Source organism: Dactylosporangium sp. NPDC049140, from assembly GCF_040648435.1.
On sequence record NZ_JBEZDS010000083.1, the window covers coordinates 1 to 26,328 of the forward strand.

27 protein-coding genes and 3 pseudogenes are annotated in these 26,328 nt (G+C 69.3%); 15 read left to right on the forward strand and 15 right to left on the reverse strand.

What is annotated here, in order from left to right:
* Positions 1 to 94 precede the first annotated feature (94 nt).
* Positions 95 to 364: a hypothetical protein gene (locus AB0B76_RS55805; RefSeq protein WP_360393622.1), complete on the reverse strand. Its 270-nt coding sequence runs from the start codon at positions 362 to 364 to the stop codon at positions 95 to 97.
* A 260-nt stretch (positions 365 to 624) separates the two neighbouring features.
* Between AB0B76_RS55805 and AB0B76_RS55810 the strand changes: the two genes are divergently transcribed.
* Together AB0B76_RS55810 and AB0B76_RS55815 are read left to right on the forward strand one after the other, a co-directional pair.
* Entirely contained in the window at positions 625 to 810 is a 186-nt protein-coding gene (locus tag AB0B76_RS55810) for a DUF6767 domain-containing protein (RefSeq protein ID WP_360393624.1), read from the forward strand.
* A 253-nt stretch (positions 811 to 1,063) separates the two neighbouring features.
* Positions 1,064 to 1,693, forward strand: a complete 630-nt coding sequence (locus AB0B76_RS55815) for a hypothetical protein (protein ID WP_360393626.1) — start codon at positions 1,064 to 1,066, stop codon at positions 1,691 to 1,693.
* A 237-nt stretch (positions 1,694 to 1,930) separates the two neighbouring features.
* On the opposite strand, the gene AB0B76_RS55820 is transcribed toward AB0B76_RS55815, so the two are convergent.
* Together AB0B76_RS55820 and AB0B76_RS55825 are read right to left on the reverse strand one after the other, a co-directional pair.
* Positions 1,931 to 2,662: a class I SAM-dependent methyltransferase gene (locus tag AB0B76_RS55820; protein ID WP_360393629.1), complete on the reverse strand. Its 732-nt coding sequence runs from the start codon at positions 2,660 to 2,662 to the stop codon at positions 1,931 to 1,933.
* Between the two features lie 193 nt (positions 2,663 to 2,855).
* A complete protein-coding gene (locus AB0B76_RS55825; RefSeq protein ID WP_360393631.1) occupies positions 2,856 to 3,947 on the reverse strand; it encodes a hypothetical protein in 1,092 nt (363 codons plus the stop codon).
* 228 nt (positions 3,948 to 4,175) lie between these two features.
* Here AB0B76_RS55825 and AB0B76_RS55830 point away from each other — a divergent pair, with 228 nt between their 5' ends.
* Both AB0B76_RS55830 and AB0B76_RS55835 read left to right on the forward strand, forming a co-directional pair.
* Positions 4,176 to 4,889, forward strand: a complete 714-nt coding sequence (locus tag AB0B76_RS55830) for a hypothetical protein (RefSeq protein WP_360393634.1) — start codon at positions 4,176 to 4,178, stop codon at positions 4,887 to 4,889.
* Positions 4,890 to 4,960: 71 nt separating this feature from the next.
* Complete coding sequence (locus tag AB0B76_RS55835; protein ID WP_360393637.1) at positions 4,961 to 5,284, forward strand: hypothetical protein; 324 nt, start codon at positions 4,961 to 4,963, stop codon at positions 5,282 to 5,284.
* Between the two features lie 267 nt (positions 5,285 to 5,551).
* Here the strand turns inward: AB0B76_RS55835 and AB0B76_RS55840 are convergent, their stop codons facing one another.
* A complete protein-coding gene (locus AB0B76_RS55840) occupies positions 5,552 to 6,310 on the reverse strand; it encodes a hypothetical protein (RefSeq protein ID WP_360393639.1) in 759 nt (252 codons plus the stop codon).
* Positions 6,311 to 6,703: 393 nt separating this feature from the next.
* Positions 6,704 to 7,183 carry a 2'-5' RNA ligase family protein gene (locus AB0B76_RS55845; protein WP_360393642.1) on the reverse strand — a complete coding sequence of 160 codons (480 nt, stop codon included), beginning with the start codon at positions 7,181 to 7,183 and terminating at the stop codon, positions 6,704 to 6,706.
* 158 nt (positions 7,184 to 7,341) lie between these two features.
* Between AB0B76_RS55845 and AB0B76_RS55850 the strand changes: the two genes are divergently transcribed.
* Positions 7,342 to 7,905 carry a ribonuclease HII gene (locus AB0B76_RS55850; protein ID WP_360393645.1) on the forward strand — a complete coding sequence of 188 codons (564 nt, stop codon included), beginning with the start codon at positions 7,342 to 7,344 and terminating at the stop codon, positions 7,903 to 7,905.
* 176 nt (positions 7,906 to 8,081) lie between these two features.
* On the opposite strand, the gene AB0B76_RS55855 is transcribed toward AB0B76_RS55850, so the two are convergent.
* The 6 genes from AB0B76_RS55855 to AB0B76_RS55880 form a co-directional block, all read right to left on the reverse strand.
* Entirely contained in the window at positions 8,082 to 8,435 is a 354-nt protein-coding gene (locus AB0B76_RS55855) for a hypothetical protein (protein WP_360393648.1), read from the reverse strand.
* Between the two features lie 260 nt (positions 8,436 to 8,695).
* Positions 8,696 to 10,015, reverse strand: coding sequence for an integrase core domain-containing protein (locus tag AB0B76_RS55860; RefSeq protein WP_360393696.1), 1,320 nt, complete (start codon positions 10,013 to 10,015; stop codon positions 8,696 to 8,698).
* Positions 10,016 to 10,136: 121 nt separating this feature from the next.
* Positions 10,137 to 10,388, reverse strand: a complete 252-nt coding sequence (locus tag AB0B76_RS55865; protein WP_360393651.1) for a hypothetical protein — start codon at positions 10,386 to 10,388, stop codon at positions 10,137 to 10,139.
* A 480-nt stretch (positions 10,389 to 10,868) separates the two neighbouring features.
* Positions 10,869 to 11,804: a hypothetical protein gene (locus AB0B76_RS55870; RefSeq protein WP_360393654.1), complete on the reverse strand. Its 936-nt coding sequence runs from the start codon at positions 11,802 to 11,804 to the stop codon at positions 10,869 to 10,871.
* The gene (locus tag AB0B76_RS55875; protein ID WP_360393657.1) at positions 11,804 to 11,965 is read right to left on the reverse strand and encodes a hypothetical protein; all 162 of its coding nucleotides are present in this window, start codon (positions 11,963 to 11,965) and stop codon (positions 11,804 to 11,806) included. The genes AB0B76_RS55870 and AB0B76_RS55875 overlap by 1 nt, the downstream gene beginning before the upstream one ends.
* 186 nt (positions 11,966 to 12,151) lie before the next feature.
* Complete coding sequence (locus AB0B76_RS55880; protein ID WP_360393660.1) at positions 12,152 to 12,550, reverse strand: hypothetical protein; 399 nt, start codon at positions 12,548 to 12,550, stop codon at positions 12,152 to 12,154.
* A gap of 631 nt (positions 12,551 to 13,181) precedes the next feature.
* Here AB0B76_RS55880 and AB0B76_RS55885 point away from each other — a divergent pair.
* Entirely contained in the window at positions 13,182 to 14,825 is a 1,644-nt protein-coding gene (locus AB0B76_RS55885) for an APC family permease (RefSeq protein ID WP_360393663.1), read from the forward strand.
* A gap of 120 nt (positions 14,826 to 14,945) precedes the next feature.
* Here AB0B76_RS55885 and AB0B76_RS55890 read toward each other — a convergent pair whose 3' ends face one another.
* A complete protein-coding gene (locus AB0B76_RS55890; RefSeq protein ID WP_360393666.1) occupies positions 14,946 to 15,404 on the reverse strand; it encodes a hypothetical protein in 459 nt (152 codons plus the stop codon).
* Between AB0B76_RS55890 and AB0B76_RS55895 the strand changes: the two genes are divergently transcribed.
* Together AB0B76_RS55895 and AB0B76_RS55900 are read left to right on the forward strand one after the other, a co-directional pair.
* Positions 15,403 to 16,143, forward strand: coding sequence for a hypothetical protein (locus AB0B76_RS55895; RefSeq protein ID WP_360393669.1), 741 nt, complete (start codon positions 15,403 to 15,405; stop codon positions 16,141 to 16,143). The two genes, AB0B76_RS55890 and AB0B76_RS55895, sit on opposite strands and share 2 nt — an antisense overlap.
* Before the next feature lie 149 nt (positions 16,144 to 16,292).
* Positions 16,293 to 16,571, forward strand: a complete 279-nt coding sequence (locus AB0B76_RS55900) for a hypothetical protein (protein WP_360393672.1) — start codon at positions 16,293 to 16,295, stop codon at positions 16,569 to 16,571.
* 79 nt (positions 16,572 to 16,650) lie between these two features.
* Here AB0B76_RS55900 and AB0B76_RS55905 read toward each other — a convergent pair whose 3' ends face one another.
* Complete coding sequence (locus tag AB0B76_RS55905; protein WP_360393675.1) at positions 16,651 to 17,190, reverse strand: hypothetical protein; 540 nt, start codon at positions 17,188 to 17,190, stop codon at positions 16,651 to 16,653.
* Between the two features lie 155 nt (positions 17,191 to 17,345).
* On the opposite strand from AB0B76_RS55905, the pseudogene AB0B76_RS55910 reads away from it, so the two are divergent.
* The 3 pseudogenes from AB0B76_RS55910 to AB0B76_RS55920 form a co-directional block, all read left to right on the forward strand.
* Positions 17,346 to 17,519 (forward strand): annotated as a pseudogene (locus tag AB0B76_RS55910) (transposase); the annotation flags it as partial.
* 88 nt (positions 17,520 to 17,607) lie between these two features.
* Positions 17,608 to 18,296: pseudogene (locus AB0B76_RS55915) on the forward strand (IS6 family transposase).
* 125 nt (positions 18,297 to 18,421) lie between these two features.
* Positions 18,422 to 19,017: pseudogene (locus AB0B76_RS55920) on the forward strand (response regulator transcription factor).
* 30 nt (positions 19,018 to 19,047) lie between these two features.
* Here AB0B76_RS55920 and AB0B76_RS55925 read toward each other — a convergent pair.
* On the reverse strand, positions 19,048 to 19,563 hold the full coding sequence (locus AB0B76_RS55925) for a nitroreductase family deazaflavin-dependent oxidoreductase (protein WP_360393678.1): 516 nt from the start codon (positions 19,561 to 19,563) through the stop codon (positions 19,048 to 19,050).
* A gap of 64 nt (positions 19,564 to 19,627) precedes the next feature.
* Between AB0B76_RS55925 and AB0B76_RS55930 the strand changes: the two genes are divergently transcribed.
* Positions 19,628 to 20,212 carry a TetR/AcrR family transcriptional regulator gene (locus AB0B76_RS55930; protein ID WP_360393681.1) on the forward strand — a complete coding sequence of 195 codons (585 nt, stop codon included), beginning with the start codon at positions 19,628 to 19,630 and terminating at the stop codon, positions 20,210 to 20,212.
* On the opposite strand, the gene AB0B76_RS55935 is transcribed toward AB0B76_RS55930, so the two are convergent.
* Complete coding sequence (locus AB0B76_RS55935; RefSeq protein WP_360393684.1) at positions 20,172 to 20,828, reverse strand: hypothetical protein; 657 nt, start codon at positions 20,826 to 20,828, stop codon at positions 20,172 to 20,174. The two genes, AB0B76_RS55930 and AB0B76_RS55935, sit on opposite strands and share 41 nt — an antisense overlap.
* 91 nt (positions 20,829 to 20,919) lie before the next feature.
* Between AB0B76_RS55935 and AB0B76_RS55940 the strand changes: the two genes are divergently transcribed.
* From AB0B76_RS55940 to AB0B76_RS55950, 3 genes are all read left to right on the forward strand, one after another.
* On the forward strand, positions 20,920 to 23,088 hold the full coding sequence (locus AB0B76_RS55940; protein WP_360393687.1) for an MMPL family transporter: 2,169 nt from the start codon (positions 20,920 to 20,922) through the stop codon (positions 23,086 to 23,088).
* 475 nt (positions 23,089 to 23,563) lie between these two features.
* Complete coding sequence (locus tag AB0B76_RS55945; RefSeq protein WP_360393690.1) at positions 23,564 to 24,163, forward strand: histidine kinase; 600 nt, start codon at positions 23,564 to 23,566, stop codon at positions 24,161 to 24,163.
* Positions 24,164 to 24,554: 391 nt separating this feature from the next.
* On the forward strand, positions 24,555 to 26,180 hold the full coding sequence (locus AB0B76_RS55950; RefSeq protein ID WP_360393693.1) for a ubiquinol-cytochrome c reductase cytochrome b subunit: 1,626 nt from the start codon (positions 24,555 to 24,557) through the stop codon (positions 26,178 to 26,180).
* Positions 26,181 to 26,328 lie beyond the last annotated feature (148 nt).

Here is a 26,328-nt window from a genome sequence, read left to right on the forward strand (position 1 = left end):
CTGGCAGACAGGATGACAAGAGCTGGGTGACGGGAGACTGTCACGCCCAGATCTGTGAGAGCCGGGAGGTGAGACTCCTCCCGGCTACTCGACCTCAGACCACGCGCATGTGCGACACCATCAGTACCATCAGCAGCGCGATCCCGATGGCACCCACGAGCGGCCACACCAGCGTGCCGACCGCCGCCCCGAACGCCGAGTTACGGCGACCGGCGAGCCCCCGCACGACGGCGACCCCGATCGACCCAGCGACGCCCGCGAACACGAAGATGCCCGCCCGGTCCTGCGGATGGTGGGGCGGGGCGATCCTCGCCGCGGCCAGAAATCCGGCCAACGCCAGCAGGTACACACCGAGCGACAGCATCAGCCCACCGAACACGGTGCCACGCGGTCGCCAGTCCTCATCAAACTCCACGTCGCAGTAGACGGGTACCGACGCGCCACGGTTCCGGACCCGGCCGCTGTAAACGAGGCCACCGGTGGACGTCCACGTGAACGACAAGCGTGCCCCATGATCGCACCCACCCGCCCCCGGATCGCGGGCCGAACGCCGGCGGGTCTTCGGACCCTGCACGCCGGCGGGCCCCGCGGCACGCCCTGGAGTCGGAAGCGGCTGGAGGAGCCATGACCGAGAGCGCGCCTCGCCCGAACGTCGGGTGCCCGCTGCGCCCGCCCGAGCCCTGCCGGCTGTGCCAGCTGAGCACGACCGGCCCCGAGGACTGCCCGCTGGTATACCTCGTCATGAGCGACGACGAGCTCCGCGCCGGTCTGCACAACTTCCTGCAGCATCGCCGACTGACCGCGGCCTGACGCGCAGGTCGTCACACTTTCGCAGTGGCGGCGAGCCTTGCGCGTACCGCCGCGGCGTCCGGGTGGCCCGGGCTCTCCAAGATCGCCCCGGTATCGCTGCCAGTCCCGGTGCTGATCGGTTACCGGATCTGCCGCGATCCGATCGCTACAGACCGTGACGGCCGGCGAGGTCGCCAAGCTTCCCGACATGGCCGATGACAGTGCGCCCCCGTGCGGGATGTTGGTGAGGTCGACTGGCCGGGACAATTCGTGAGTGGGCGACTCAAGGATGCCGTGGCGCAACACAACGCATGATTGGGAAAGCAACGTGGATGCCGAGCACCTGGCCGAGGTTCGCCAGCATCCGGCGAGGTTTGCTCCCGGCGGCACGGTGCACCTGATCCTTGAGGTGATCGCGTATGCGGCTGACGAAGCTGAGACCACGGCCGCAGGACGGTGCATCGTCACCCTGCACAGCGACGGCTCGGCGTCCGTTGCGGACAACGGGCGAGGAACCGATACCCGCTACGACGATCAGGGCCAACCGATCAAGAAGCCTGTCATGGCGACCAGGGATCTCCGATACTTCGACTTCCCCGACGCCCAGCGGCTCCCCGACGGCCGCCCTCGTCGGGGCATGTCAGTCGTCGTGGCACTCAGTGAGTGGCTCATCCACACCAATCACCGCCGCAACGGGGCGTGGACCCAACGCTACGAACACGGCTTGCCCGTCACCGACCTGCTCCCCGTTCCCGCCAATGACGCGACAGGGACGACCGTGCGTTTCCTCGCCGACGCAGCGCTCAGTACGGCACGGCTGGTGTCAGCGCCCGAGCTGGTTCGGCTGACCCTCGCTGCTTGGCCCCACCTGACTGTAGAGATCGTGGACGATCGCATCATCTGAAGCGATCCGTCCTGCGGCCTCCAGTCCGGTCGGGATCGTGCCCGCATCTGCCGCCGGTCGTGTGTGGCGCTTCGCGGGCCGCCACGCTTCGTGCGAGTTGCGCGGGTTGGTACACCGCTGGTGCCCGATGAACGACTTGGCGATTCGCGCGTCGGACGGTGGGCGTGTTGTTTGCCGACGGGTCCATGGGTCCAGGGGCCCGCTGGCGATACGTTGCGGCACCAGCGGCCCGCAGCCTCACGCGGCGAATACCACGAGATCGAGGTGGTCGACGAGCGGCTGCTCGATGCGGCCTGCGGCGACGTCACGCCGCAGTGCCGCCAGGCCGGCGTGGAAGTCCTCGTCTGGCAGGGTGGCGAGGTTGCTCAGCGACCGGGTCACGACGCGCTCTTCGAGCTCGCTGGTCGTCGTCGCGAACACTTGGCTGACCGGGATCCGGGCCACCGGGATGACGCCGGCGGCGGCGAGCGCCGCGGCGATCCGGTCCAGGGATAGGCGCACCGCCGAGTTCGCCGCCCAAGCCGACGGGAACCAGCGGTACAGCGGCAGGCGCTGCACAGGCCCGAATCCGCCACGGATCAGCAGGTGCCCGCCGGGGCGCAGCACACGGCGGACGGTCGCGGCGAACGCGGCCAGGTCGGCGACGTGGTGGACTACCTGCGAGGCCCAGACGGCGTCGAAGGCGTTGTCGCGGAACGGTGCGGCCTCGGCCGTCCCGCCCACGACGAAGGCGGCGCCGGCCGGGAACGCCGCGCGCATCGCGGTGGACGGCTCGCAGGCGACCACCGTGGCGCCGGTGGCGCAGGCCAGCGCGGTGCTGAACCGCCCGGTCCCGGCGCCGAGGTCGAGGATCCGCCCGCCGGCGTCCGGCAGGTACGGCCGGGCCGCGTCCATCCACCGCTCCACGTCCGCGGTCTGCAGCGAACGCCCACGGTCGTAGCGGGCCGCCATCGGCTGGTCGTAGCTCATGGACGTCGATCCTGCCGCACACCACCATTTGCAATCTGGTCCGATGGCGATCTTGGCGTCCGCATCTGCCGCATCTCTCGTGCGGCGACCGGCCGGAAGATCGTCACGCTTCGTGGTCGGCGGCAGGCTTGCCGTCCCTGCGCGATCGGCTCGCGGCCGATGTGCGGATGCGCAGGTCGGGCTGGGGGGTCGGTCACGACGGGCCGTGCGCGCGTAGCGAGGCGCGCCGGTCCGGCGGCAGGCAGTCGGTCAGGTTCCGCTCTAGGTCGACCAGTTCAAGGTCGACCGCGTACACGACGAAGTCGTCGGTGACTGGCAACGTGTCCGACCAGTCGCGGAGGTTGAGCCGAGCGGCTGCCGAACACAACAGTCGCCGGCCGATCTCGGATCCGGCGCCGGGTTCGGCCGCATCGAGCAGGGCGAGTTCCTGCCGCACCAGCCGCACCTGTCCCGCCTCGGCGAGGTCGATATCGGTACCGGTCTCGAAGTCGGCCGGCGACCATGCGGCCTGCGGGTCGATCGCCGCCAGGGCGGCGCGCTCGTCCGCGGTGCACGCGTTGACCTCGACGGACAGCGCGCGCGATTGTTGATAGCTCAGCGCGACGCAGGCGGCGGGGCCGTCGACCGTCAGGCGCGCCACGGCGTCCGGGATCAACGTGACCAGGGCGTCCTCGATGGCCCGGCATGCCGCGTCGAGGTCGAACCCGGCCGGCGGCCGCTCGTAGCACACTTCGGACCTGTGGCCCATGACCTCGATGAGGCGGACGAGGCCGTCGTCGTCGTGTTCGGCCGTCAGCGTTGAACGTGGCCGACCGTTGTGCTCGATCTCGACACGGCTGATCCGCCCATGGGTGTGCGTGTACGACTCTCGCCCCGAGCCGCGCCGCGCGACGATGGCAGCCGAGCGCATCAGCCCGCCCGAGAAGCGGTACTCGTGTAGGTAGATGGGCCCGTCCGTGTCGAAATGCGCCACCTCCACCACGTCGCTGCCGTGGCGGACGAACGTCTCGTAGTACAGGCGGCCGTGCAGAAAGCCGGAGTACTCCTCGGTCACCACCGCGCGGCCCTCGGCGTCGAAACCGATCCGCAGGACATCCCGGTCCGCCGGCGGTCGCGTATCCAGCCTGCGGCCAGGCTTGAGCAGGTCCCGTTCGAAGTGCAACGGACGCAGATCCAGGCCCGGCCAGCTGTACCAGTCCCAGCGCTCGACGAGCGCGGTCGCCGCCCGCTTGCGAGCGTCGTATTCGCCAGCGAGCTGGGCGAACCGCGAAGCAAGATCGGACATGTCCTGGATCCTACGAGTCGCCTCGCTGGCTCGGCGCCAGCGCATCCGGATTTGCCGCCGTTGGTATGCAACGGCAGGCGAGTGCTCGTCACCATCGGTGACTGGCGTCGGCGTGGTGTACTGCCGAGTTGAGGCACGTGATCTTGCTGGTGGTTCCCTTCTGCGGGTTATGTCGGTGGGGTTGGAGGCGATGCGGAGGTTGTCGGCCGGGTGGGCGATGATGCCGGGATGAGCAGCCCGATGTTGCTATCGAGATTCCTGAGCAGTCCGGTGTTCTGGGCTCGGTATACCTTCGCGTTGGACGGCTGTGCCGGCAGTGAGCGGCTCGGCCCCGTCAGTGATCCTCTCGGCGCGGAGCACCTTGTGGCCCGCGTCGTGTTCGAGGTCGGCGGCGGCCACGGCATCACGCTGAGCATCAACACCCGCGTCGGCGGATACGAGCTCGGTATCACGGGGCCTGGCTCGACCAAGCCGGCTGAGCTGGGCTGGGACGATCTGGCCCACTGGCATCCGTACGTGTTCCGCTGGACGGAACTGGAGCTGATCTGCCAGGCGGTCGCCGCGAACGATCCGCAGTTATCGCACCCCGGGGCGCCGATGGCCTTGCTGTGCCGCTTCGCAGCGATCTTCGACGACGATGACGTGCACCGCGCTGAGGCCGTTGTCACCGCGGCGTTCGCCGCGCTGCGGCCGCAGGACTGGAACGGCTACTGGCCCACCGGCAGCGACTGGCTCGCCCGGGCCGACTTCCGCGGCCAGAAGGTCACCTGGCATCGCGGCGCCGCCGGCATGTGGGCCGAACAGCACGACGACCACGACGCCGACTTCTACAGCACCAGAGTCTCACCACCGGCAGCGACCGACGAACACTTCCCGCACGCCCGGCTCAAGGCGCTGCTGACCGCCGCCGCAGCCACAACCGGAACCCGGCCCCCATCCTGATCGCCTGCATCCGCGACTCCCGGCATGCGCACATCTGCCGCCGAGCGAGTGACCGTGTAGCGTCGCCCGGCGTGCAATCCAGGGCTCTGCAGGCATGCCTCGGTTACATCATCGCCGCCACAGGTAACGCGCTGGCCGATGTCGCGACGTTCGTGGCTGCGCGCTTGGCGGGCGGTGCCCGGGGGTGCGATGTCGACCTCGACAGCGGCGGCCGCTTCGCGGTGCTGATCGCGGTGGTGCTGGTCTATCCGGCCGCCCACATCGTCCTCGGCGGCCTCGCCGCGGGCCTGTCCGCGATCGCGCGGCCCGCAGCCTCGTACTGGGCTGCCCTCGGCGGAACATGGGTGGTCCTTGCCGCCGCCTCGGTCGCCTCGGTGTTCTATCCAGGCTGCTGAGGCTCCAGAACCTCGTGCGCCTACGCCTGGCTATCGACGGAAGCAAGATCGTGTGCGCTCATGCCGCCGTGGGCGTGCGACGGCCGGCAGGAGATTGTCACCGGCGTTGACTGCCCCGGCGCGGCCAGAGGCTTCCTGCACTGCCGATAAGCGGATGTTTCCGCGGCTCTGTGCGACAGGAAAGCGAACCTGATGACCGCTGCCCGCTGGCAGTATGTGGGGTATGTGGTAGACGTCCAGAGCTGGTGTGGCTGGAAGTCGAACGATTCATGCGTGGTGGATGGCTTCCAGGACGGTATCGGCGATCTGTGAAGCGTCCCGAGGCGAGAGGATCCCGTCCTGGCCCGAGCGGCGGCTGCGGACGAGGTCCTGAATCTGTTGTCCGACCGACTTCGCGGCCGCGAAGTCAAGGTCGAGGGTGAGCCATCGCAGCCATTCTGCGATCAGGCCTGCTTCGTAGCCTTCCCGCCAGGGTTTCGACGGATCGGAGCTCGACAGCAGCCGCAACGCAGCTGCCAGCCGGGCGTGTGGCGAGTCGTGACCGTCGAGGGCCAGTCCGCGCTCGTTCGGCAACGACATGTCGTGCCCGTGCGCGACGAGCACCTCGAATAACCGCGGTTCACCGGCCGAGGGCAGCGCATGTACTTGCGGATCGGCACCGAGATCGAGCCCGACATGCACCCGAGAGGCATGTCCGGGATCGTCGACCCGCACGATGACTCGCTGCGGACCGCTCTGCTGGATTCGCTTGATCCACTGATTGGTGTATTCGAGATCGCCGACGCAGATTCTGTAGTCGTCCAGGTCAAGGTCACCGTCGAAGACGACCTCGCCGAGCAGCGGCATCCCGCCCGACCAGAACGACACCCGGGTGTGATCGACCTGGCCGCGCGTCTTGATCGCTACGTGATGGGCGTCGGCGCTAGCGGGGAGGGTGACATCCCAGTCGTGAAGCTCCGGCCAATCGATCGTGCCGAGGATGACGAAAGGGTGGTTGGCGTACACCTCAACGGCACCGATCAACACGTCAGTTCCCATCGACAACGCGAGGCGCGGTCCTGGCTGACGAAGTCACAATCGGTGCACCGTGACGTCGTCGTCCACACGACTCGTCCACCTTCGACCGCCTTCGCAACATGGATTGCGGCTGCTGCGCCGCACATCGGACATGGGCCGCCCGGGTCGCCGCAGACCAGCGTCACCATGCCCACGGCACGAACGGTACGACCTGCCGTCGACAATGGCACCTTGATTCGCGCGTAGCCGCACTCCAAAGCGACTCAGCCCGTGGGCGCCTCCGATGGGGCTTCCGCTCATGCCGCCGTTGGTGCGCGGTGGCCAGTCAGCCCTGGTTACTGCGGGTAGCAAGCTCAGCGAGGACGGCGTCCTGTCGAGCCGAAAGTAGTGCGCGCGTTCCTCTCACGAAGCCGCGCCGAGGGGAATGTCAAGCTCTCGGACCCGCCTTCCGTCTTCGTCCCGGCGGTACACGGTTAGGGACAGCGCCCTGCCGATCAGTGGTAGGTCCATCTCAGCAGCCTCGCTGATGCCGGCGCGTAATGCCACCTTGTCGGCATGGCGGCCGACGGTCATGTGGGGAACGAAATGCGACGGCCGTTGCGCTCCGCGAAGCACCTGGCGGTAGATGGACTCGTGCAGCTGCGACACCCGCTCTCGTCCCTCGCTGACCAACAGGAACAGGTACTCGTCTTCCCAGACCGTCGGGGTTGACAGCTCGAGCGCGAAGGGGGTGCACGCGGTGAGAACGGGCCGCAGGGCGTCCGCAAGCCCGGACACCGGCCCAGCCCACTCGAACGGAAACGCGATGGTGATGTGGGCCGGCACGGCGGCGGCGGGAGGATCCCACCGGTTGCGGAACCGCTCGACCACTGCCGTGTTCATCTCGGGAAAGATGGCAATGACACGCGTAGCCACGGCGGCGATCCTCCCATGTCTACGCCGGACGTCCGCATCTGCCGCGACCGGTGTCCGCTGCAGCTCACACGATGTAACGACGAACGACTGAAGCACCTCCTTGACATCGCCAGCACGATGGAGGCGTGCTGATCGCTGGGATCGACGAGGTAGGTATGGGCTGTATCGCAGGACCGGTCTATGCCGCCGCAGTCGTGCTACCCGCCGATCACGGCATTGCCGGCCTTCGCGATTCGAAGAAGATCAGTGCGGGCAAACGTGAACAGCTGGCCGTTCAGATCCGCCAACGCGCACAGCTCTTCGCCGTTGCAAGCGCGTCCGTCGAGGAGATCGACACACTGAACATCCTGTCCGCGTCCTGGACTGCGATGGCGCGGGCTGTCGCCCTGTTGGACCCGCGCCCGACACTGTGCCTCGTTGACGGCGCCCACGCCCCGGAGCTGGAGGTGGCCGAGGTAAGAGCGGTGCCTGGCGGCGACAGAACAGAGGAAGCGATCATGGCTGCCGCCATCCTGGCGAAGGTTGCCCGTGATGCTGAAATGGTTCGCTTGGACGCGCTGCACCCCGGCTATGGATTCGCCCAGAACAAGGGCTACGGTGCGCCAGCGATCGCGGCTCTGAACGCGCTCGGCATCTGTGGCCCGCATCGCCGTACGTTTGCACCTGTCCGATCGCTCTTGATCGGCTGAGGGCGGCACTGACCCGCCCCGAAACTGCTCGCCTCCATCCTGAGCTGTCGCTGACCGGGCGATCTTGACGCGCGCAATGGGGCTCGGATTTCGTGTGGACGTCTCCAGCTGCCAGTGGATACCGTCGTCCGAAGGCCGAGCGTGACACGATCATGGCCGCGACCGTCTGAGCTGCGTCATACGTTGCACTCGGTGCGCCACTGCTGGCTGGCGCGTGGCCCGCACAGGTACGGGTTGGCGCCTCCCGACACGTCCGTCTGCTTGAGCACGTCGGTGTTGACCGCGACCAGCGTTATCGTGTCGCCCACCTGGACCGCGTCGGCCCCTGGGTCGAAGCTCGGAACCTTGCGGTCGTTCTGGTCAAGGTAGCGCACCGCGGTGTACTTGCCGCGCAGCTGCTCGCCGTCGGCCGTGAACCGCAGGTCGGCGTGGCCGGAGCACATCAGGTTGGACGTCATCGAGCACAGCCCCGCGTTCCAGACCGCGGTGCCGGTGAGGTCCGCCTTGATCGTGAGGCTCGACCCGTGCACGCGCCACTCACCGACAAACGTACCCGGCGTCTTGCCCGTCGCGCTGTTGGATTTGGCCGGTGCCGCGCTGCTCTGCGTTGTCGTTTCCGGCGCCGGACTGCTCGGTGACGCTGGCGTGGTGGCGACCGGGAGGGCGCTCGCTGACGTCTCCGCGCTCGCCCCGTACGTTCGCCATAGGACGACGGTGATCGGCCCCACCAGCACGATGGCGACCATCATCGCGACCAGGAGCGGAATCCGGATACGCCGCACGGGCGCGGTCATGCCGGCGCCCCCGCCCGACAGTCGGCGGCCGGATCGACTGCCTTGAACTGTTCCTTCATGCACGTCCGGCTGACCGCGGTATTCGCCGTGGTCCGGAACGGCCGACCGCCGTCGTCGATGACCTTTGTGCCCTGGGCGCCCTCGGAAGACCAGTCGACCTCGATGACCCATTCGCACGTGCACTTCAGGGTGGTGCCGTTGACCAGAAACAGCTCGGTGTCGTTGACCGCGATCTCATAGGGGAACTTGATCGGACCCTGGCGCTGCTCGGTGGTCCCGTCGGGATCGAGCGCGTCGTCGACCTTCGACTTGAGCGTAGGGCTGGGCGCGTCCAGGTCGGCGGTGACCCAGCGGTAGACCCCTTCGCCGCCGCAGCGGAGCCCATACAGCGTGCCTGCGGTGGGCGCGCTCCGCTTTGTCACCCGGACCCGCATCCGCAGCAGCGTGACCTGGGCGGCCGACCGCCCCTGCAGCACCATCTCGACCCGGCCCGTGCTGGCGGGAACGGCGCCGTGCTTCCCGGCCCACTCCGCGTATTCCCGGTCCGATCCGATCGCTGGGTCCGGTACATCCGTCGACCCCTCGGCCACGACCCAGCCCCCTCCACACGGCGACGTACGGTCCGAGACGGTCACCGTAAACGGCACAACCACGTCCGCTGGCGACGTCCCACCCCCAGCCGGTGCCCCATTCCCGGCCGACGGTGCGGATGAGGTCGCCGCGATGGCTTGCGGCTGTTGTCCGCCCGACGCTGGCCCGACCAGGTACATGGTCATGGCGGTCAGCAGCCCACCCACCACAACGGACGCGATGATCCCGGCGGTCCACACCAGCCGGGGCCCGTAATGATGCCGGTCACCGACGTGCACGTCTCCGCCGGAGACCTGGTCGATCCGGTACTGCGTCTCCTCGCCGGCCGCCATACTTCCAGCCTTGGCGATGGCCCGGTCGACCGGAACGGCTTTTCGGCGGGCATGCGAGCCCACGCGTTCCTCGCCGCGCAACGGTAGTCGCCCCCGCCCGCCCGATCGTGCGTCCCGTTCCGGCTCCGCTTCACCCTGTAGGGCTCGTAAAGTCGGTTCGGGCTGCGCTGCCTGCGAATATTCGTTGATCATTCCGCCCAGAATCGGTCGCCGTCGGACGCGGGCAGCGTTCAGGTCAATGACTGTCGTTGGCGGGTTCGGTGGCCGTTGTTCCAGTGAACGATGTGGCCGGTGACGGTTGTAGTGGGCGGTGTACTCGGTCAGGACCTTCGTCAGGTGACGTTCGCCTACGATGAGCATCCGGTCGGTGCACTCGCGTCGTACCGTGCCGATCCAGCGGGACGACGCAAGCGCAGCGGGAGGATTCCCTCAGCCGGGGGCTGGGGCGGATCTCCCGATCTCACCTGCTCGACTTCGTGCAGCACCTCTCCGGGACCTGGGAGGCTGCCAACACCTACTGGCTCTGGCGGGACACGGTGGTCGAGCTGTACGGCCAGCTTCTCGCACGGCCACACGGCAGCATCTGGACGTTCGGCCGGAGCATGGCCGGCCTGATGCCGAAGATGGCTTCGACCGGCACGCACGGTGGCGGTTCACGCCCCACCGACCAGCGGCCGAGGTCGCCGACCTTCTGGCTGACGACCTTGACCGGTACGGCCTGCCCGCGGTTCGGCCCCTGCTGACGCTCGACGGCCTGATCGAACACCTGTCGACCGTCACACGCCACCAAGCCGCGTGCCGTCCACGCTCCTCGACCCGGACCTGCTGGGCGAGCGCCCGCGCCGAGCGGGGGCTCCACGTTTTGGCGCGGCCCCAGACGGCGGTGACGACCGGGCCGAGGATGGCGACGACGCCGCGGATCGCGGCGATCTGCTCGTGGGTGAGCTTGAGTCCGAACGATACGGCCAGGGCGATGACCGCGGCCACGGCCGCCACGGTGCGGCGAGTACGCGTACCCGGACGTCAGGAACAGCACGAGGAGCGGCGGCCCGTACGTGGCCATGCGTCACGGGGCGAGGCGCCCTCAGGTTGTAGGCGTCGGAGGTGTAGCCGACGTCAGCGAAGAACGTCAGGCTGACCGCGTCCCAGCCGACGACGAGGACGATCAGCGCCGCGGTGGGCAGCGGCCACGGGTAGTAGCCTGCGGCGCGCCGCCACAGCGTAGGCGGCTGCTGGGTGTCCACGCTCAGGCGGCTGCGCCGTGCAGCAGCACGTCGACGAGCACCGCCCGGACGTCGGCGATGCCGAGGGTGCCGTCCTTGTCCTGCGGCAGCGCGGCGACGATCCCGTCGATCAGCGCCTGCCGCTGCTCCGCGAAGGCCTCACCGGCGCCGGCCTTCGCCGCCGCCTCGATCTGGCCGAGCCCGGCCGGGTCGATGCCGACCTTGGTCGCGATCTGGTCGATCTTCGCGCCGGTCTTGTTCGGCCAGTTCGATGTCTTCCCCTGGTTCTGCAGTGGGATCTGCGCGTCGCCCTGGATGAAGCCACGTAGCCAGGTGTCGATGTTCTTGAGCCGTTCGTCCTGCTCCGGGGTCATGTCGTCCTCCGTGCCTGCGGTTGGGGTTGTGCCGGTGACCGCGGCGCGCATCAACGTCACGATCCGGTCGAGGGTGATCTTGCGGTTGCCTTCGGTGTCGCGCCACAGCTCGAGGTGCGTGTGCGTGTCGACGGTGTCCGTGGAGGCGATGAGGCCGTCGTCGCGGCGCAGTTGGTCGAAGCGTTTCTTGGTCTTGCCGTCGAGGGACACATTGATCGCGCGGAGCGCCGGGAGCCGATCCTGGTGATCGCGCATCTCCGCGTACAGCAGGTTGTTCCAGCGCAGCCAGGCGGCCCGTCCGCCGTGCGGCCATTGCGAACCGACGTCCGACGCCGACGCCGAATTCGTGAGGCCGTTACGGTCCCGGGCCTGGCGGGCGCTGTAGTCCTCCCCGCCCGACCCGACATTCGCCGTGGCCGGCGCGTGGTAGCGGCCGATCGTCACGAGGACGTCCTTGCCCTCGTGGTAGCCGCCGGTCTTCTGGTGGGCGCCGTCGCCGACAATCCCGACGTCGGCCGCGCCGAGGCCGGTAACCGTCCGGGCGTCGGCGCGGAACTGCAGCAGATCGGCCGGGGCGGAAGACATCAGGCCTTCTTCGCCACGGTCACGGTGCACAACTCACCGGCCACATCGACGTCGACGGTGTTGTCGGTAGCGTCGTCCCACGTGGACAGGTTCCCCTGCTGCTCGAGCAGGAGCTTGATCGTTGACGCCAGGTCGCCGGCGCGGTCGGGTGTCGCGGCCATGCTGTACCTCCATGCATGTCGAAGGGGTCATCAACTTCTGGGTGTGACATCACGGGACATCGACGGCCCGCGGACAGGCAGTCGCCAACCCGACATCGGTGACGACCAGCGCTCGAGGGCGGTTCGCGGCCGCGTCGTGGGTGACGGTGCCGGCGCTCGCGGCCACGGCGAGAACGATCGTGGTCGTCAGGCCGGTGGTGGCGCTGCGGCGGAGGACGAGCTTCCCGTAGCAGCTCGTCTGCTGACCGCCCGCGCCCGCCCACGACCGATAGACGCCCGTCCTGGGTGCCAGCCGTCGACGTTTTGAAGACTGAGAAAGTCGGCGAGACGACCCGCGGCGTCACCGAAAATGCCGCCCAGGTTCTCGACGCTGTACGCCCGGCCGGCCGAAAACACGCAGTTCGACGGCGTCAGCACCGCCGTCGCCGTGGTAGCGATCGCTGAACTCGACGACAGCGACGACGCCACCTGCGGGATCGACGCCGACGCCACCGGCGACATCCGAGCCACCTCGCCGGCGATCGCCTGCCACACCGCAGCCGGATACGGCTGCCCGTCCAGGAACGTCGGGGCGACATACGTCACGGAGTGCCCCCAAGGATCGTCGTCCTTATCCAGACGCGCCCCGGCTGGATCTGGTCGATCGTCTGGCTCCTGCTCGCGTTCCTGCCGCTCGCTGAATGGCGCCTCGGCTCCCGCCGGACTGTGTTGGTCTTCTTTGGCACCGACTCCGCCACGAGCCTGTTGACGCTGCTGACACTCCGGCTGGCCACGGCCGCCGGATCGACCGATGCCGCGCGACTCGTCGCCGTGCGGGACGCCGGCTCCTCGGCCGGCAGTTGGGCGTTGGCCGCCGCGGTGGCGTGGAGCCTGCGCGGCAGGGCGCGCTGCCTCGCCGTCGCCGCGGTCCTCATCACGCTGGGCGTGGCGACCGCGACCCATCGCAGCCTCTTCGACGTCCAGCACCTCGTGACGGCGATCCTCACGATCGGCGCATGTGCCGCCGTACCGTGGTTGGCCCCGGATGCGGGCTGGAAGCGCCAGAACGCTCGGTCGCTGGAGGATTCGACGATCGGCGTAGGAGCCGTCGCAGCGGCGGGTTTCGTTTGGCGGGAGCACGGTATGGGGATCATGCGGGTTTGCGTACCGGGATGCAGGGCTCGCCACCGACCACGCGAGGTATGCGATGTACGAGGCGGGCGGCACGGTTGGGCGGGTGCCGACACAGTCCGGCGTCCTTCGGCGGGAAGTGGGATTGTGGGGCCTGACCTTCGTCTCGCTGGGCTCGATCATCGGCTCGGGCTGGCTGCTCGGTGCGCTGTCCGCAGCCCAGGCCGCCGGACCCGCCTCGTTGCTGTCCTGGCTGCTCGCCGGCGCGATGCTCGTGCTGCTCGCCCTGGTCCACGCCGAGCTCGGCGCCACCTATCCGGTCGCCGGCGGTACCGCACGATTTCCCGGGTTCGCGTTCGGCGCCCTCGCCGGTCTCATCGCGGGCTGGACCGCCTGGCTGCAGGCCGTGACGATCGCGCCGATCGAGGTCGAGGCCAGCCTGCAATATCTCGACAACGTCGGGTGGGTGCAGCGCCATCTCGGTCTCCTGCACGGCAACGGCACGCTGTCCTCGACCGGGCTGGCCGTCGCGACCCTGCTGATGCTGCTGTTCACCGTGATCAACCTGCTCGGGGTCAGGCGCCTTGCCAGGAGCAACGCCACGGTCGTGGTGTGGAAGATCGCGATCCCGGTGCTCACCGTCGTCGTCGTGTTTTCGCTGACCTTCCACGGGTCGAACTTCACCGCTGGCGGCGGATTCAGCCCCTACGGCGCCCACGGCGTCTTCGCCGCCCTGCCCGCCGGTGTGGTGTTCTCCCTGCAGGGCTTTGAACAGGCGATCCAGCTGGGCGGAGAAGCCAGGAACCCGCAACGCGACCTGTCCCGCGCCGTGATCCTCGCCATGTTCATCGGCACCGTCCTGTACGTCCTGCTGCAGATCGTCTTCATCGGCGGCCTGGACCCACGCAACCTCGCCGGCGGCTGGGCACACCCGGTACCCGCCGGGGACTTCGGCCCGTACGCGACGATCGCCGCCGCGGCGGGCGCCGGCTGGCTGGCCTTCCTGCTGTACGCCGACGCGTTCGTCTCACCCGCCGGCACCGGGCTGGTCTACCTCGGGACCTCGGCCCGGCTCTCCTACGCGCTGGCCCGGCAGCGCACCCTGCCACCGGCCCTGCGTGACGTCAGCCGGCGCGGTGTGCCGCTGTACTCCATCATGCTCGCGTTCATCGTGGGAGAGCTGGCCTTCCTGCCCTACCCCAGTTGGCAGTCCCTCGTCGGCCTCGTCACCTCGGCGACCGCGATCATGTACGCGTTCGCGCCGGTCTCGCTGACCGCGCTGCGCCGACGCGATCCCCAGCGTCTGCGACCCTATCGGCTACCCGCGTCCGGGATCGCCGCGCCGGCGGCCTTTGTCGCGGCGAACCTGCTGATCTACTGGGGTGGGTTCGAAGCGTCCTGGAAGCTGCTCCTGGCCATCGCCTCGGGGCTTGCACTGTCCGCGATCACCCGGGCGTTCACACCTGAACGAGAACGACCCCGCATCGACTGGCACGCGTCGTCGTGGATCTGGCCCTGGCTCATTGGACTCACCGCCATCGGGTACCTCGGCCGTTATGGGCGAGGCGCACGCTCGTGGCTGCCCGGCTGGATCGACGTACTTGTCGTGACCGCCTTCGCCCTCATCGTATTCGCCTACGCCGTCAGCGTCGCCATACACGCTGGACGGGTCAGGACAGCGGTGGACCAGGAACAGCACGAACTCACAGCTTCGGTCCTTACAGCCCAGGCCCGGCGCGGCGCCGGGTGACAACAGTCCACGCAGATACAACTCGCCCTTGGCCCGCTGGTCCGACCGCAGTACAACCCGCCAGCATCCCCGCCGCGAACGCCACCAACCGCGGCTGCACCAACTCGATCTGCTCCGGAGTCACCCGGAGGACAGGTGGCCGCAGTCCGGTACCAGGGCCAGGTCCGCGCCAGGGACGGCCTCGGCGATCTCCGTGGCGTGCTCCGGGGTCGTTTGGCCGTCGTCGACACCGGTCACCACGAGCGTCGGGCAGGCGATCACTGGGAGCTCTGGGCGAGAGTCGGGGCGGCTCATGATGGCCTGCTGCTGCCGTACGAAGCCGGCCGGCCGACGTCGGCGGCCATCTCTGCGACCGCCCGGCGCAGCTGCGGGTCGCCGTGGCGTGCGGGGGGGAGTCCACAGGCGGACCAGGACGTCGATCAGATCATTGAACCGGCCGGCCTCGGCGAGGGCAATGTGCCCGTGCCGGCGGCGGGTCTGCTGCTCGGTGTCGGGGCGAGGCGTGGTGCTGAGCAGCACCAGCCGTACTACCCGATCTGACGCCTGCCGGAGTAGCTCGAAGGCGACGTAGCCGCCCATGGAATGGCCGACGAGCGCGAAGCGCAGCGGCGCGGCGGTCAGCAGGGCCGAGGCGATCCCGGATATCGTGTTGTGGCTGCGGTGCTCGGCGATCGTGACCGGGCCGAGGCGTCACAACGCCGGGATCTGGTGTGCATACAGCCGCGGCGAGCCCAGCAGGCACGGCACCAGCACGATCGCGAGGTGGCACACGGGTCGGCTCCCGTCTTCAGGCATCGACCGGGTCGGATCAACGACAGGCGTCCCCGCCGCGCCCGGACGTCCGCTGGGATCGATCATGGCAGCCGATGTCACAGTGGCCCTGATCACCGGCGGCGTTGCCATCGCCGTGTCGCTGGCGAGCTTCCCCCTCAGCTATATGCTTGGCAAGCGGGCCCGGCTGGCGCAGACGCAGGACCTCGTGGCGCGCTACCGCGACCCGCTGCTGTGGGCGGTGCACGACCTGCGCAGCCGGATCCGGACGATCCTCGACGAGGAGTTCCTGCAGCGGTACCTAATCGACGGCGACGACTTTATGCGGCCGTACGCTCGTCGACACACGGCGTTCGTGCTCGCCCAGTATCTCGGCTGGGTGGAGATCCTCCGGAGCAACATTGGCTTCCTCGACCTCGGCGATCGGCGCAGCAACCGCAAGGTCGTCGAGCTGCTGTCCATCATCCGGCGGTGCTGTTCGCTGCCGACCTCGACCCGGTCTACTCCGTACCGACCGGTCAGCAGCGCGCTGTCGGCGAGCTGTTGATGAGGGGAGAGAATGTGACGCCGGGCCGGGCCAGCTGCATCGGGTTCGCGGAGTTCTGTCGGCGCCTCGACGACGAGCCTGCATTCGCCGCGTGGTTCGCGACGATCGAGCTAGGGCCTATCTGACGGATCTTGAGGTGGCATGGCGCCGTGAAGGCCGGCGGCCCGCGGCGGTTGCGCACCGGACGGGTCGATGCGATCAACAATATAGCCAGCATCGACTACCGGACGCTGCTGGCCCGGCGGCTGGTGCGCCACTACGGCCGGGCCGTGCTGTTCATCCCCCGAGGGGACACGCCGCGGGTACGCAGCGCGACGCTCGCGCCGTGGCTAGAGATCGTCCCGGTGCGGAGGTCGTCTCCGCACCAGGGACACACTTCAATGTCGTCCGTGGTGACGAGGGTGCGCAGGTCGCCGGCCGGTGGCTGAGCACCGAACTCGCCGCCCGGCGCCGGATCTGACGAACCCTGGGTTGACCGCCGACCGGCAATGGCCGCTCGGCGGTGCCTCAATGGTTCGCCGGCTTCGTCGGCCCGGAACCCTTGACCTTGATGCCGCCGGTAGGCTCGGACGACGTGCAGGCCGCCATCGCCTGGGACACCACGGTGTTGGAATCGAGGGGCTGCAGGCTATCCGGCGCCTCGAAGTAGCCCTCGCTGTCGGGGTCCGGCCAGGTCGGCACGTTGTGTGCCCGGATGCACTCCGCCCATCTGCGTGCCTTGGCCAGCTCCTCGGCGCTCAGCGGTGGCCGCGACGGCCGCTGTCCGCCCCCCTTGCCGGCGCGGAACAGGTCTGCGCAAGCGGCCGGCTTCTCCACGTCGGGCGCGGAGTCCGGGATCACCCAGTCCCCACTGTCGTTCGTGACGGGGTCGGGCCAGTCGGGATACCCGTTGGCACGCATGCACTTGGTCGCATCGATCAGCGCCTGATGCGCGTCCCTCGCGCTCGGTGTGGCGGCCGGCCGATTGGCGGAACTGTGCGTGCCACCGCTGCACCCGGCGAAGGCGAACATCGCGGCTCCTGCCACGGCGAGCGTACGTAGCTTCATGGCTTGACGTTGGCTGACGTCGCTGGCACTGGCTTCCCCCAAATGTTGCCGAAGGCATCCCCAATTTTGGGGTGGGCCGTGCCGCCGCGAGCTCGGCCGCTCCGGACATCGATCAGCGTCGGGTACGGTGTGGCGTGGCCGGTGATCTGTCCGATGTGGAATGGCAACGGCTGGAGCCGCTACTGCCGAGCATGGTTCCGCGACGGGGTGGCCGGTGGCGGGATCACCGACAGGTGATCAACGGGATCTTGTGGCGGATCGAAAATGGCGCGAAGTGGCATCAGGTGCCGGACCGGTACGGTCCGTGGAAGACCTGCTATCACCGGTTTGTGCAGTGGGAGGGCTCCGTTGCGTTGAGCGTTGGCATGATCGAGGCACGCTTGATCGGTGAAGCTGTCGACCCTTCGTCGCCCGTGGCTGCCTCCGAAGTCGGCGTTCGCTGGGTTCCGGTTCCCACCGGAGGTGATCGTGGTGGCCGTGCGCTGGTACCTGCGCTATGGCTTGTCGTACCGCGACGTGGAGGAGTTGCTGGTCGAGCGTGGTGTGGAGGTAGATCACGTCACGGTCTTCCGGTGGGTGCAGCGGTTCGCTCCGTTGCTGGGCGGCGCCGCCCGGTTCTGCCGCCATGCACCCGGTGACAGGTGGCATGTCGATGAGACGTACGTCAGGGTCACCGGGGTGTGGCGGTACGTGTACCGGGCGGTCGACCAGTACGGGCAGGTCATCGACGTGCTCGTCTCGGCGCGCCGTGATGCCGCCGCGGCCCGGCGGTTCTTCCGACGGGCGCTGTCGACGTTGAAGGTGACACCCAGCGAGGTGGTCACCGATGCTGCCGCGGTCTACCTTGGCGTCCTGGATGAGCTGATCCCGCAGGCGTGGCACCATGTCGAGCGGTATGCCAACAATCCGATCGAGGCTGATCACAGCCGGCTCAAGCAGCGGCTGAGACCGATGCGCGGACTACGAACCGACACACAGCACAAGTGATCATCGCCGGACACGCGTTCATGCAGAACCTCCGCCGCGGACACTACGAACTCGCCGTCGACGCCCCGCCCGCTCTGCGCGTCGCCGTTGCGTTCACCGAACTCGCCCAAGCGATCTGACCCGCAGACCCGACACGGGTCAACCGCGTCCGCCCATCCCACAACGCAACGGCGCCCGTCCAGGTCGCACTCACCCTGGCCGATGCCTCGTGATCCGCATCCTGATCGCCGACGACCAGGCTTTGATGCGCCAGGGCTTTCGCATGATCTTGTCCGCCGAGCCCGATATCGACGTGGTGGGTGAGGCCGACACGGGCAGCACGGCGATCCGTCAGGTGACTGCATCGCAACCAGACGTCGTACTGATGGACATCCAGATGCCGGTGCTCGATGGCATCAGCGCCACGCGGGAACTGCCCGGAGCGAAGGTACTGATCCTGACCACCTTCGGCAGCGACGAGCACGTCGCGGCCGCGCTGGCTGCGGGCGCCAGCGGCTTCCTGCTCAAGGACGCCACGCCGGAACAGCTCGTCAACGCCGTCCGAGTGGTCGCCAGCGGCGCCGCCCTCCTCGACCCTGCCGTCACCCGCAGCCTCATCCAGCGGGCCTTGCCCAGCCTCACCCGCCCGATCGCGGACCTGACAGCGTTCGATGCCCTCAGCGCCCGAGAACTGGAGGTCCTGCGACTCCTCGCACAGGGCATGTCCAACGCAGAGATCGCCGCCGCGCTCGTCCTCAGCGAGGCGACCGTGAAAACCCACGTCAGCCGCCTACTCGCCATGCTAACCTGCGCGACCGAGTGCGGGCCGTCGTCCTCGCTCACCAGCACCACCTCGTCTGACAGGCAGGCCGCCGCCCCTTCCTGTGCCCGTCAACGGAACCGTCGCGGTCGCCACCCTTCCGCTGATGCCGAGCCACGGTGATGGACAGCCGGATGGCCGTCCCCGCGGACACGACTCACCTCGGCGGCCCGATTTGGCTCGGCGCGGAACATCGGGCACCGGTCCGCGGCCGCGGCGAAGTCGTCGGGCGCGGGGGAGGCGACGAGGCCGTTACGGACGAACGCGCCGACCCCGCGCGGGTTCTGGGCCGGGAAGTGCCGCAGGAGCGCGCCGCGCTGCTCCGGCGGCACCTCGGTCAGGTGCACCGCTTCGGTGTGCCGGCCTCGGCGCAGCAGGCCGCGCCCGGCCGCCCGGGCGTTCTTGACCCAGTCCGCGCCGGGGTAGGCCTGCACGAGGTACCGAATGCCGTCGACGACGATCGGGGCGACCGGCGTGGTCCGCGCCACGCCGGTGCGCCGCCCCGCGACCGTCAGCAGGTATATCGGCCCGGTCGGCAGGCCGGCCCGGTTGAGCACGACGATGACGCGGTTGCGGATCCGATGCATGGTTTTCGTGCCCTCTCGTTACGTGAACTACGATGTTCGGGTTCGCTGTCGGTGGGGGTGGGGCATGGTTAGGGCCGATGCGCGGCGCAACATCGCCGCGATCCTCGACGCCGCGGTGGTGTGCCTGACCGGGAACCCCGACGCCAGCCTCGGCGACATCGCCCAGGCCGCCGGCGTCGGGCGGGTCACGCTGTACGGGCACTTCAAGAGCCGCGCGGAGCTGCTCGACGCCGTCCTCACCCGCACCATGGCCGAGGCCGACGCGGTGCTGGACGCGGTCGACACCGCCGGCGAGCCCGCCGTCGCACTGACCCGGCTGGTCGAGGCGTCGTGGCAGATCGTGCACCGGTTCCGGTCCGTGTACCAGGCGGCCGGGCGCGAGCTGCCGCCGGAGCGGTTCCACGGCAGTCACGACCGGGTGCGGCGGCGGATCCAGACGATCATCGAGCGGGGCCGGCGGGCGGGCGTGTTCCGCACCGACGTGCCCGCGAAGTGGCTCACCGCGGCCGCCGTCGGGCTCATGCACGCCGCCGCCGAGGAGAGCGCCGCGGGCCGGCTCACCGACCACGACGCCGCCGTATTCATCCCGGCGACCGTCCTGGCCGCGCTCACCGCCCCAGGCGCACCGGTGCCCGTGGTCCCACGCTGACCTCGGCGGTCCAGAAGCGTGTCATCATCACGAAGCCGATGGTGTACGGCACCGCGCCCACGATTTCCAGCACCTGGACGGCGGGCGAGGCCGGGCCGAGCCCGAAGATCGCCAACCCGCCGACGGTGTAGACGACCGCGCCCGCGCCGAGCAGCAGCCCGGTGAGCCGGGCGCCGTGGCGGGCCTGCAACAGGCCGAGCAGGACATAGCCGAGCGGGAACAGCAGCAAGGCCGGCAGGACGATGATGGCCGTGCCCGAGTCGAGGTCGGCCGAGGTGTGCACGAGCTGCGGCGCGTACTTCGCGGTGACCGGGTTGCGGGTGCCGTCCACGACGATCAGCCCGAAGTACCAGATGGTGCCCAGCAGGGCGGCGTAGATCGCGGTCAGGTCGCGGGGGCGCAGCCGGTCGGCGCCGAGCCAGGCGACGCCGACCAGGCCGAGCACCTGTAGCAGCAGGCCGACCGCCTCCAGGCCGTGGGTCACGCCGTACAGCTGGCCGACCTCGTGGATGTGCACGCCGTCGCGCTTGGGGTGGGCCAGGACGGCGAGCAGGAAGAGCAGCGCACCGGGGATCGCGGTCGCCCGGGCGATGGACCGAAGTTGTGGGCCGTGCATCGACGCCTCCGTTAACTCGTACAGCCGCGTTCGGCTTAGTGTAGCCTCGCTACTCGTACACGAGAATTCGAGTTACGGCGACGGAGGTCCGATGGGGCGTTTCTCACGGTTCGTGCTGCGGCACCGCACCGCGGTCGTGCTGGCGTGGCTGGTGCTGCTGATCGCGGGCGGCGCCGCGGCCGGGCGGCTGTCGGACCGTCTCTCGCACGACTTCGCGTTCCCGGACACCGCGGCCGACCAGGCGAACCACGCGATCCTGGCCGGCTACGGCAACGGCGCCGGCACCTACCCGCTCGTGCCGGTGGTGGTGCTGCCCGCCGGGACCGCCCCCGACGACCCGGCGGTCGCCCGCGCCTTCGCCGCCGCGGCACTGGACTCATCGCTGCGCGTTGTGTCGTATGCGAACACCGGCGACCGCCGGTTCGCAGGACAGGACGGCCGCACTGTATTCGGCCTCGTGTTCACCCCGCCGACCAGAGGCAAGGCTGCGCCCGACTACGGCCCCCGGATCACCGCCGCGATGACGCCGGTGTTGCCGGCCGGTGCGACAGTCCATGTCACTGGGCTCGACGAACTGTCCACGATGGACGAGACCGGATCGGGCACCAGTGTCCTCACCGAGACGCTGATCGGCGCCCTCGGCGCGCTGCTGGTGCTGGCGTTCGTCTTCGGGTCGTTGCTGGCCCTGGTACCGCTGCTGGTGGCCGCCGTGTCGATCCTCACCACGTTCGCAATCGTGCTCGCGCTCACCACGGTCGCCGACGTGAGCTTCATCGTGCAGTTCCTCGTCGCGCTGATCGGGCTCGGCGTGGCCATCGACTACTCGCTGCTGCTCGTCACCCGGTGGCGGGAGGAGCGGGCGCAGGGCCATCCGAACGACGAGGCGGTGCACCGGGCGATGGCCAGCGCCGGCCGGGCGGTGCTGCTCAGCGGCGTCACCGTGGCCGTCGGGCTCATCGCCCTGGTGGTGCTGCCCGTGCCGTTCCTGCGCAGCGTCGGCTACGGCGGCATGCTCGTCCCCCTCGTCAGCGTCCTGGTCACGCTCACCCTGCTGCCGGTCCTGCTCGCCACGGTGGGCCCGCGCATGGAGTGGCCCCGGGCTCGCCGGCGGCCGGCGACCGGCCGCGCCTGGCGGGCCTGGGCCGGCGGCGTCGTGCGCGTCCGCTGGCTCGCCGCGGCGGCCGCCCTGGTCGTCCTCGGCCTGCTCGCCGCCGCGGCGACCGGCATCCGGCTCGGCGACGCCGACAGCTCGGCCCTGGCCGGGTCCGCGCGCCCGGCCCCCGCGGCCGGCCTGCGGGACCTCACCGGCGCCGGCATCCCCAGCGGCGTGCTGACCCCGATCGAGGCCCTCCTGCCCGCCGATGCGGCACCACCGTCCACGGTGGACAACATCCCGGGCGTCTACGCCACGCTCACCCCGGAGGGCCCGGCGTGGCACCGCGGCGCGACCCGGCTGGTGCTGGTGCTGCCGCGCCAGGAGGCGAGTAGCAGTCAGGGCAAGGACACCATCGCCGCCACCCGCAACGCGTTCCGGGTGGTCGCAAATACACAGGTAGGCGGCCTGGGCGTGCTGCTCTACGACGCCGAGGACGCCCTCTACGGCCCGTTCCCGTGGCTGCTCGCGCTGATCGGCCTGGTCACATTCGTGCTGCTGACCAGGGCGTTCCGCTCGGTGTTGCTGGCGGTCAAGGCCGTGCTGCTCAACCTGCTGTCCCTGGCCGCCACCTACGGCGTGCTGGTGCTCGTCTGGCAGCAGGGCCACGGCTCCGACGCGATCTGGCACGTGCCCGCGACCGGCGCCATCACGTTCTGGGTCCCGCTGATGGGCTTCGCGTTCCTCTACGGCCTGTCCATGGACTACGAGGTGTTCATCCTGGCCCGGATGCGCGAGGAGTACGACGCCACGGCCGACACCCGCACCGCGATCGTCGAGGGCCTGGCTCGGACCGGCCGCCTGGTCACCAGCGCCGCGCTGATCCTGTTCCTCGCGTTCGTGTCCCTCGCCACCGCGCCGAGCACCGACATCAAGATCCTGGCGACCGGCCTCGGCGCCGGCATCCTGCTCGACGCCACCGTGGTGCGCAGCCTGCTGGTGCCCGCCACCGTGTCACTGCTCGGCCGCTGGAACTGGTGGCTGCCGGCCTGGGCGGCCCGGGTCCTGCGCGTGCCCGCCCCGGCGGCGGCCGTGCCTTCCGAGCGCCGCGTCCCGGCCCGCCAGGTCGGCGTCACCGGCGCCGGGTCGTTCGACTACGACGTCTGACCCGGATCCGCGGATAGGAATACGACACCGCGTGGCATAGACGAACGGATGCCTTACCAGCAGGGACAATTGGGGTTGTCTAGACATCAATCCGTCGGTGCGGGAAGGACACCCGTTCGGTGAAGAAGGTACCTGGTTTGGCTGAGTGACTACGCCACCTGGCTGTGCCGCTACGAATCCGACGGCACGGCCAGCGTCGTATCGACCAGCATCGCCGAGCTGACCGCGGGCCAGATCCGCTGGCCGATCGAGGGCGACAACGTCCTGGCCAAGGTCCGCGATACCGGTCGCATCGCCAGAATGGACAGTTTCGAACATGCGGCCGGGCCCGTTGCCGCGTACGCCCGCGAGTTGGGCGTCCGGTCCGCGGTCGGGGCGCCGATCGTGGTCGAGGGCGGCTGTGGGGTGTTGGGTCTGTTCGTGGGCCCGGCCAGAGCCGCTGCCGCCCGACACGGAGGCCCGCGTCTCGGCCTTTATGAGCCTTGCCGCGACCGCCATTGCCAACGCCGACAGCCGAGCCGAACTCGCCGCGTCCCGGGCCCGACTCGTCGCCGCCGCGGACCAGGCCCGCGAGCGCATCGAGCGCAACCTGCACGACGGCGCAATGCAGCATTTCCTCGCCGTCGCTATGCAGTTCAGTGCCGTGCAGGACAGTCTGCCGCCGGAACTGGGGCAGGCCAAGGCGAAACTGTCGCAGGGCCCTGTGCGGTCTGAGCAGTGCCGTGGACGACCTGCGGGAGATCTCCCGGGGCATCTATCCGACGATGCTTGCTGCCGGCGGGCTGACAGCCGCTTTGAGGGCGCTTGCCCGCAGCTACTCGTCCTGCAGCGCCGGGTCGACAAGCCCATGTTCACGAACGCCGACCGCGCTGTCCTCGCCGGCCTGCTCCACCGCCTGCCGGTGAAGCAGCTGCAGCAACTCCTGCTGCTGGTCCGGCCGGACACGATCCTGCGCTGGCACCGCGACCTGCTCAAGCGGCGCCACGCTGCGACCTGTGCGCCGAGGCGACGCGGGCGCCCACCCACCGTCCGCTCGATCCGCACCCTGGTCCTGCGTCTGGCCAGCTTCTGGTGACGACGTCGGCCGACATCGAGGCCGTTTCCGACCGGCCGGTGGGCATCCGCCGGTGGCGGGTTCGCCCGCGGTGGCATTGCCATCGGCTCCACCGCCCGAGCCGCCTGCCGGGTGTCCCGTGTCCGTGGCGCGGACCGCGTCGTTCTGGCCGTCCCGGTGGCGCCGGCCGACCTGATCGAGCCGCTGCGCCGGGGTGGCCGATGAGGTGATCTGTGCGCGAAACCCGCGTTGGTTGCTGTCGATCGGCCACGGCCGACCACCTGCCGGCGGCTGAGCAAGGGGAACGAGCCGGGCGTTCGCGCCGCTGCCGTTCACGGTGGACGCGAGGGATATTTCGTGGTGACGTCGAAGTTACAGAGTTGTGGGCGGAGCCTGGTATCTGGGAGCGGCCATGAAACGGCGCAAGGTTGATGTCCGGGCCCTGCCGGCCAAGTCCGCGGGGGCGCTCGACGAGCGGTTCCAGGCGGCGACGCCGCTACGGCGGCTGCTGAACAAGGTCTTCCCCGACCACTGGTCGTTCCTGCTGGGCGAGATTGCGCTCTACTCGTTCATCGTGCTGCTGCTCAGCGGTACCTTCCTCGCGCTGTTCTTCGATCCGTCGATGCGCGAGACGGTGTACGACGGCAGCTACACGCCGCTGCGCGGGGTGGAGATGTCGCAGGCGTTCAACAGCACGCTGCAGATCTCGTTCGACGTGCGCGGCGGCCTGTTCATGCGGCAGATGCACCACTGGGCCGCGCTGCTGTTCGTGGCCGCGATCGTGGTGCACATGTTCCGGGTGTTCTTCACCGGCGCGTTCCGCAAGCCGCGCGAGGCCAACTGGATCGTCGGCATGTTGCTGTTCTGGATGGCCTTCCTGGAGGGCTTCGCCGGCTACTCGCTGCCGGACGACGCGCTGTCCGGCACCGGCCTGCGCATCGCCTCGGCGATCATGCTGTCCATCCCGATCGTCGGCACCTGGGTGACCAACTCGCTCTTCGGCGGGGAGTTCCCCGGCATGGTCATCCTCGACCGGCTGTACATCGTGCACGTGCTGCTCGTCCCGGGTGCGCTGCTCGCGCTCATCAGCGTGCACATGGGGCTGCTGGTGAAGCAGAAGCACACGCAGTGGCCCGGGCCCGGCCGGACCAACGAGAACGTGGTCGGCGTGCGGATGTTCCCGGGTTTCGCGGCCAAGTCCGGCGGCTTCTTCGTGATCGTGTTCGCCGTGATGGCCGCGCTGGCCGGCCTCGTCCAGATCAACCCGATCTGGTTGTACGGGCCCTACAGGGCCGCGGTGGTCTCGGCGGCGAGCCAGCCCGACTGGTACGTCATGTTCCTCGACGGTGCCGCCCGTCTCTTCCCGGCGTGGGAGATCAGGTTTCACGTGTTCGGCAACGGCTACACTCTCCCGCCGATCTTCTGGCCCACGGTTGTGCTGCCCGGCCTCATGGCGATGTTGGCGATGCTCTATCCGGTCATCGAGCAGCGGTTCTCGAACGACAAGACCGTCCACAACCTGCTGCAGCGCCCGCGGGACAACCCGTTCCGCACCGCGCTCGGCGCGATGGCGATCTCGTTCTACGCGGTGCTGCTGATCTCCGGCGGCAACGACGTGCTGGCCGACAAGTTCCATATCAGCCTCAACGCGATGACATGGGCGGGGCGTATCGGCATCCTGATCCTGCCGCCGCTGGCCTACTACGTGACGTACCGCATCGCGCTGGGCCTGCAGCAATCCGACCGCGAGGTCCTGGCGCACGGCGTCGAGACCGGCATCATCCGCCGCCTGCCGGATGGCCGATTCATCGAGGTCCACCAGCCGGTCCCGCTGGCCGGCGCCGGTCGGGCCGCCGAGGAGAGGCGCGGCCCCGAGTACGTGGACTGGGTTGTAGCGAAGAAGCTGAACCGCATCGACGCGTTCGCCCCGGCAGCGAGGGGCTTCTTCGTCCCGATTGAGAAGGCCGCCCCGCCGAAGCCGGCCCGGCCCGAGCTCGAAGAGCGCAGCGAGATCACCACAGGCCACGGGGCCGCGTAGCGGGGAGGAGCCTGCGCCGGTATCTCCAGGATCTCGCCGACGGCGTGCCGACATCCGTTGCGTTGAGCGTTGGCAGGATCGAGGCAGTCTTGAGCAGTGAAGTCATCGATCCGCCCGTGCCTGTGGCTGCCGCAGCGGTCGGCGTTCG

Coding starts and splice junctions, on each gene's coding strand:
- AB0B76_RS55805 (WP_360393622.1), bottom strand. CDS start 364: ATGCTGTCGCTCGGTGTGTACCTGCTGGCGTTGGCCGGATTTCTGGCC.
- AB0B76_RS55810 (WP_360393624.1), top strand. CDS start 625: ATGACCGAGAGCGCGCCTCGCCCGAACGTCGGGTGCCCGCTGCGCCCG.
- AB0B76_RS55820 (WP_360393629.1), bottom strand. CDS start 2,662: ATGAGCTACGACCAGCCGATGGCGGCCCGCTACGACCGTGGGCGTTCG.
- AB0B76_RS55825 (WP_360393631.1), bottom strand. CDS start 3,947: ATGTCCGATCTTGCTTCGCGGTTCGCCCAGCTCGCTGGCGAATACGAC.
- AB0B76_RS55830 (WP_360393634.1), top strand. CDS start 4,176: ATGAGCAGCCCGATGTTGCTATCGAGATTCCTGAGCAGTCCGGTGTTC.
- AB0B76_RS55845 (WP_360393642.1), bottom strand. CDS start 7,183: ATGAACACGGCAGTGGTCGAGCGGTTCCGCAACCGGTGGGATCCTCCC.
- AB0B76_RS55870 (WP_360393654.1), bottom strand. CDS start 11,804: ATGTCTTCCGCCCCGGCCGATCTGCTGCAGTTCCGCGCCGACGCCCGG.
- AB0B76_RS55875 (WP_360393657.1), bottom strand. CDS start 11,965: ATGGCCGCGACACCCGACCGCGCCGGCGACCTGGCGTCAACGATCAAG.
- AB0B76_RS55895 (WP_360393669.1), top strand. CDS start 15,403: ATGGAATGGCCGACGAGCGCGAAGCGCAGCGGCGCGGCGGTCAGCAGG.
- AB0B76_RS55890 (WP_360393666.1), bottom strand. CDS start 15,404: ATGGGCGGCTACGTCGCCTTCGAGCTACTCCGGCAGGCGTCAGATCGG.
- AB0B76_RS55905 (WP_360393675.1), bottom strand. CDS start 17,190: ATGAAGCTACGTACGCTCGCCGTGGCAGGAGCCGCGATGTTCGCCTTC.
- AB0B76_RS55925 (WP_360393678.1), bottom strand. CDS start 19,563: ATGCATCGGATCCGCAACCGCGTCATCGTCGTGCTCAACCGGGCCGGC.
- AB0B76_RS55930 (WP_360393681.1), top strand. CDS start 19,628: ATGGTTAGGGCCGATGCGCGGCGCAACATCGCCGCGATCCTCGACGCC.
- AB0B76_RS55935 (WP_360393684.1), bottom strand. CDS start 20,828: ATGCACGGCCCACAACTTCGGTCCATCGCCCGGGCGACCGCGATCCCC.
- AB0B76_RS55940 (WP_360393687.1), top strand. CDS start 20,920: ATGGGGCGTTTCTCACGGTTCGTGCTGCGGCACCGCACCGCGGTCGTG.
- AB0B76_RS55945 (WP_360393690.1), top strand. CDS start 23,564: ATGAGCCTTGCCGCGACCGCCATTGCCAACGCCGACAGCCGAGCCGAA.
- AB0B76_RS55950 (WP_360393693.1), top strand. CDS start 24,555: ATGAAACGGCGCAAGGTTGATGTCCGGGCCCTGCCGGCCAAGTCCGCG.